Here is a 3,287-nt window from a genome sequence, read left to right on the forward strand (position 1 = left end):
GGTCCGGGCAGGGGTCCGGGCACGGGGCCGGACGGGGGTCCAGGCATGGGAGGACCGTACAGCTGACTAACCGTCAGTTTCTAGGGTCGCGACCGGGCCGCGGCTGGGCCGACGCCGGCTCGGCGCCCTTCGCGGCGTCCCGGATCCGCTGGACGGCCGGCGCGTCCCGTGTTCCTCGTGCTGCCCCTGCTCTTGGTCGTGGGCCTCCTGTGCGCGGCCCTGGTCTGCGTCGTGGCTCTGTGCCGGGCGCACAGGACGGACACCGTTGCCGTCGTGCGTGCACTGCCCGAGCTGGCCGCCACCTTCCTGCGCTACCGGAGGAAGAAGCAGTAGCACTTGCGTAGGTAGGGCCGCATCGACGTAGATCTGCGAGACGGCGCATGTCAGACGCGGCCCCAGGAGCGCGGGCAGCTCCCCCCAGACGACAACGCCGTCAGGACCCGGAGGTATCCGGATCCTGACGGCGCATGTGTTCGGGGGGAACCCGCTGCCACAGGTTCTGACCCATTGGTGCATGTCGAGTTGACTACGGCCGTGACGACCGAGATGTAGCGGAAGAGGGCAGGAGGGGGCCTGGTACCCGCCGCTGAAAAGGCGCAGACGGGCGGGCGTAGTCGCCAGAGAAACAGGCGTGCTGCAATCCAGGAACTCGACATGCCTCCCTGTGTACAGAGGGCATGCGTCTCGCTGGTACGGCGCAGCGATGCGGCTCCCCAATGGCCCTCACATCATCCTCTCCCTACTGAAGTGCGTGCGCGAACAGGTTGAGGGTGCCCGCGCACCGAGGCACCGCGCTACCCCCCATTTCAGTTCGTCCCACCTTCCCGTGGAACGACTCCCCTCGCTCCGCCGCAGGTCAACGAAGGGGTTGGCCGTGAAGGGCGCAGCGCCGGGCAGCGGTTGACCCACGGTGTCCCGCATCCACGACTCGCACGCGCTATGCGCGGTGCTTGTGGTCCGGAACCATTTGCTGGAGGTGTCGGATCTTTTTGGCCCTGCCAGGCCGCGAGATCGCAACGGCACCCGTCGAGTTGACTACGAGCCCGCGAGGTGACTGTGAACAGCAATGCGAACAACACACGCGCACAGGGGGAGAAGACCCCCGTCTCTCAGCTGGTACCCGCCGTCCCCGCCTTCATGGTGGTTCTCGTCCTCTGTGTGTTCACCGCCCTGGTCTTCACGGGCATGGACGTGCAGACGGCCGGCATCACCGTCGGCATCGGCGGCCTGCTGGGCATCGAGCTGGTTCGCCGGCTGATGCAGATCCTCCCCAAGCGGCGATAGCCGTGGGGCGCCGGACTAGCGCCCCTGCTGAGGAAACCAGGAACGACCTGGCGGAGTGGCTCCGGTCACTCCGCCAGCCCTGGCTCTCCTACAGCCGCATGGCGCAGATGTCGAAGGAGATGGGACACCCCGTCTCGGTGGCGGCCCTCTGCCGAGCCGACAAAGGACGCACACTCCCTCCGTGGGAGACGGTCAAGGCGTACGTCCGCTGCTGCGGCGGCTCGGTACCCGAGGCCAAGAGGCTCTGGCAGCGCGCGGCCCGTGCCGCACTCCAAGGACAGACCGTCAAGGTTCCCCTGCCAAGGACCGCGCCGGCCCTGCCCTTCGTGACGGAACCTGCTGAGCTTCTCCTGGCGATGCGGGACCTCCACCTCACCGCGGGGAAGCCCACCTTGCGTGAGCTGGGGAGGCGCGCTGCCATCCCCGGCACGGGCGTGAGCTACCTACCGCGCACCACCATCGGGGGCGTTCTCAACGGTACCCGTGCATGCAGCAAAGAAGTGCTGCTCCACTTCATCAAGGCCTGCGGGATCACCCGCGAGTCCGATGTCCGCCAGTGGGTGACTGCGTGGGAGCGGGCTTACAAACGGGAAGGAGCCGCGTCCCGCTACACGACTGCCTGCTGAGAACGAAGCAGGGGACAGAGCCCGAGCGGTGCTCGGGCTCTGTTCGCTTTGCTGGGACACACGATCCCGGGCTCCGGGAAGATGCACCCGAGCGGATCGCCGGAGACAGGGGAGGGGACGACGTCCCCGAGGAGGACCCGCGCGAGGACGGCTGGGACGACAACGACTCCGCCGGCCTCACCTGACGCGCCGCTGCGCGGCCCTGCGCAGCACCTTCGTCGGGGCTGGGCCGCGCGCCGGGCCATGCCGGCAGGCGGCGACTGTCACGGCCGGTACAGCCCCACCCGCTCCGCCGCGAACGTGCCGTCCGCCATGACGGAGTCGGTCAGCTCGAACTCCTCCCGCTTCCCCACCGGTCCGCTCCGGAGGATCCGGGCGCCGGCGGGTCGGCTGGAGGGCAGTTGAACCGGCTGGCCGTCGGCGGCGCGGATGTCGCCCAGCAGCGTGTACGCCTGGGAGATGTAGGTGGTGCTTTTATGCCGGGTAGCCGAACCAGGTGTCCGCAGCCTCGGGGCCGTCCAGCTGCTCGGCGAGGGTGCGGACGTCGTCCACCGCGCGGCGGGCGCCGGTGATGTCGCCGACGGCGCCCAGGACACGGGCGTTGACGGCGACCGTCAGCGCGGCCGCGCCGGACGGGTGGCTGCCGGCCTCACGGCGGCCCTGGGCGGCGATGCGGGCGGCCTGGCCCGGGGCGCCGTGGTTCAGGCCGACCACCGCCCCCTGCGGCAACCCCGGGTTGGCGTACACGGCCTTCCGCCAGGCCGGCGGCACGAGCTTGTCGTCGACCTCGCGCCGCGGAGGGCAGTGCCCCGGCGGTCGCGCTTCCCGCGGTGTTGCGCCTCTGGGCATCCGCGGGCCCCCGCCCTAATATGACGCACCGTCAGATACGGGGAGGAGCCCGATGATGGATGCCGCCTTCACCGCGGAGCAGGACGGCATGCGCCGCACCCTGCGCGAGATCCTGGCCAAGCGCTGCGGCCCCGACGAGGTCAAGGCCGCCGTCCGCACCCCCGACGGCTACGACCGGGAGCTGTGGGGGCAGCTGGCACGGCAGCTCGGCCTGCCCGGCATCGCGGTGGCCGAGGAGTACGGGGGCGTGGGCTGCACCCCCGGCGACCTGGCGCTGGCCTGCGAGGAGACCGGGCGGGCGCTGCTGCCCTCGCCGCTGTTCGCCACCGCCGTGCTGGCCGCGCCGCTGGTCGCCGCCCTCGGCAGCACCGCCCAGCGCTCCGCGCTGCTGCCGGAGCTCGCCTCCGGCGGGCTCACCGCCGCACTGGCGGTTCCCGGCCCGGCCCTGTCCACGGCCCTCGGGCTGACCGGCGACAACGCCCCGGGCGACTGGGCCGGCGGGGGCCGGGCCGGCGGGGGCCGCTTCGA

The 3,287-nt window shown here is 71.3% G+C and carries 5 protein-coding genes; 4 read left to right on the forward strand and 1 reads right to left on the reverse strand.

Features of this window, described 5'->3' with window-relative positions:
* The first annotated feature begins 177 nt into the window (after positions 1–177).
* The 3 genes from HYE82_RS35255 to HYE82_RS35265 all read left to right on the forward strand — a co-directional run bounded on the left by HYE82_RS35255 (position 178) and on the right by HYE82_RS35265 (position 1,910).
* The gene (locus HYE82_RS35255) at positions 178–333 is read left to right on the forward strand and encodes a hypothetical protein (RefSeq protein WP_179178307.1); all 156 of its coding nucleotides are present in this window, start codon (positions 178–180) and stop codon (positions 331–333) included.
* Positions 334–1,056: 723 nt separating this feature from the next.
* Complete coding sequence (locus tag HYE82_RS35260) at positions 1,057–1,284, forward strand: hypothetical protein (protein ID WP_179178308.1); 228 nt, start codon at positions 1,057–1,059, stop codon at positions 1,282–1,284.
* A 98-nt stretch (positions 1,285–1,382) separates the two neighbouring features.
* Complete coding sequence (locus HYE82_RS35265; protein WP_179178309.1) at positions 1,383–1,910, forward strand: hypothetical protein; 528 nt, start codon at positions 1,383–1,385, stop codon at positions 1,908–1,910.
* Positions 1,911–2,384: 474 nt separating this feature from the next.
* Here HYE82_RS35265 and HYE82_RS35270 read toward each other — a convergent pair whose 3' ends face one another.
* Positions 2,385–2,657 (reverse strand): hypothetical protein, encoded by a 273-nt coding sequence (locus tag HYE82_RS35270; protein ID WP_179178310.1) that lies wholly within the window; start codon positions 2,655–2,657, stop codon positions 2,385–2,387.
* Between the two features lie 157 nt (positions 2,658–2,814).
* Here HYE82_RS35270 and HYE82_RS35275 point away from each other — a divergent pair.
* Positions 2,815–3,287 (forward strand): acyl-CoA dehydrogenase family protein (locus HYE82_RS35275; protein WP_179178311.1); only part of this gene is annotated, 473 nt, incomplete at its 3' end.

It is taken from the genome of Streptomyces sp. BR123 (genome assembly GCF_013401435.1).
Taxonomy (GTDB): domain Bacteria; phylum Actinomycetota; class Actinomycetes; order Streptomycetales; family Streptomycetaceae; genus Streptomyces.

Bases quoted from the DNA above. Each gene is read 5' to 3' on its own strand.
- HYE82_RS35265 (WP_179178309.1), top strand. From the start codon at position 1,383: ATGGCGCAGATGTCGAAGGAGATGGGACACCCCGTCTCGGTGGCGGCC.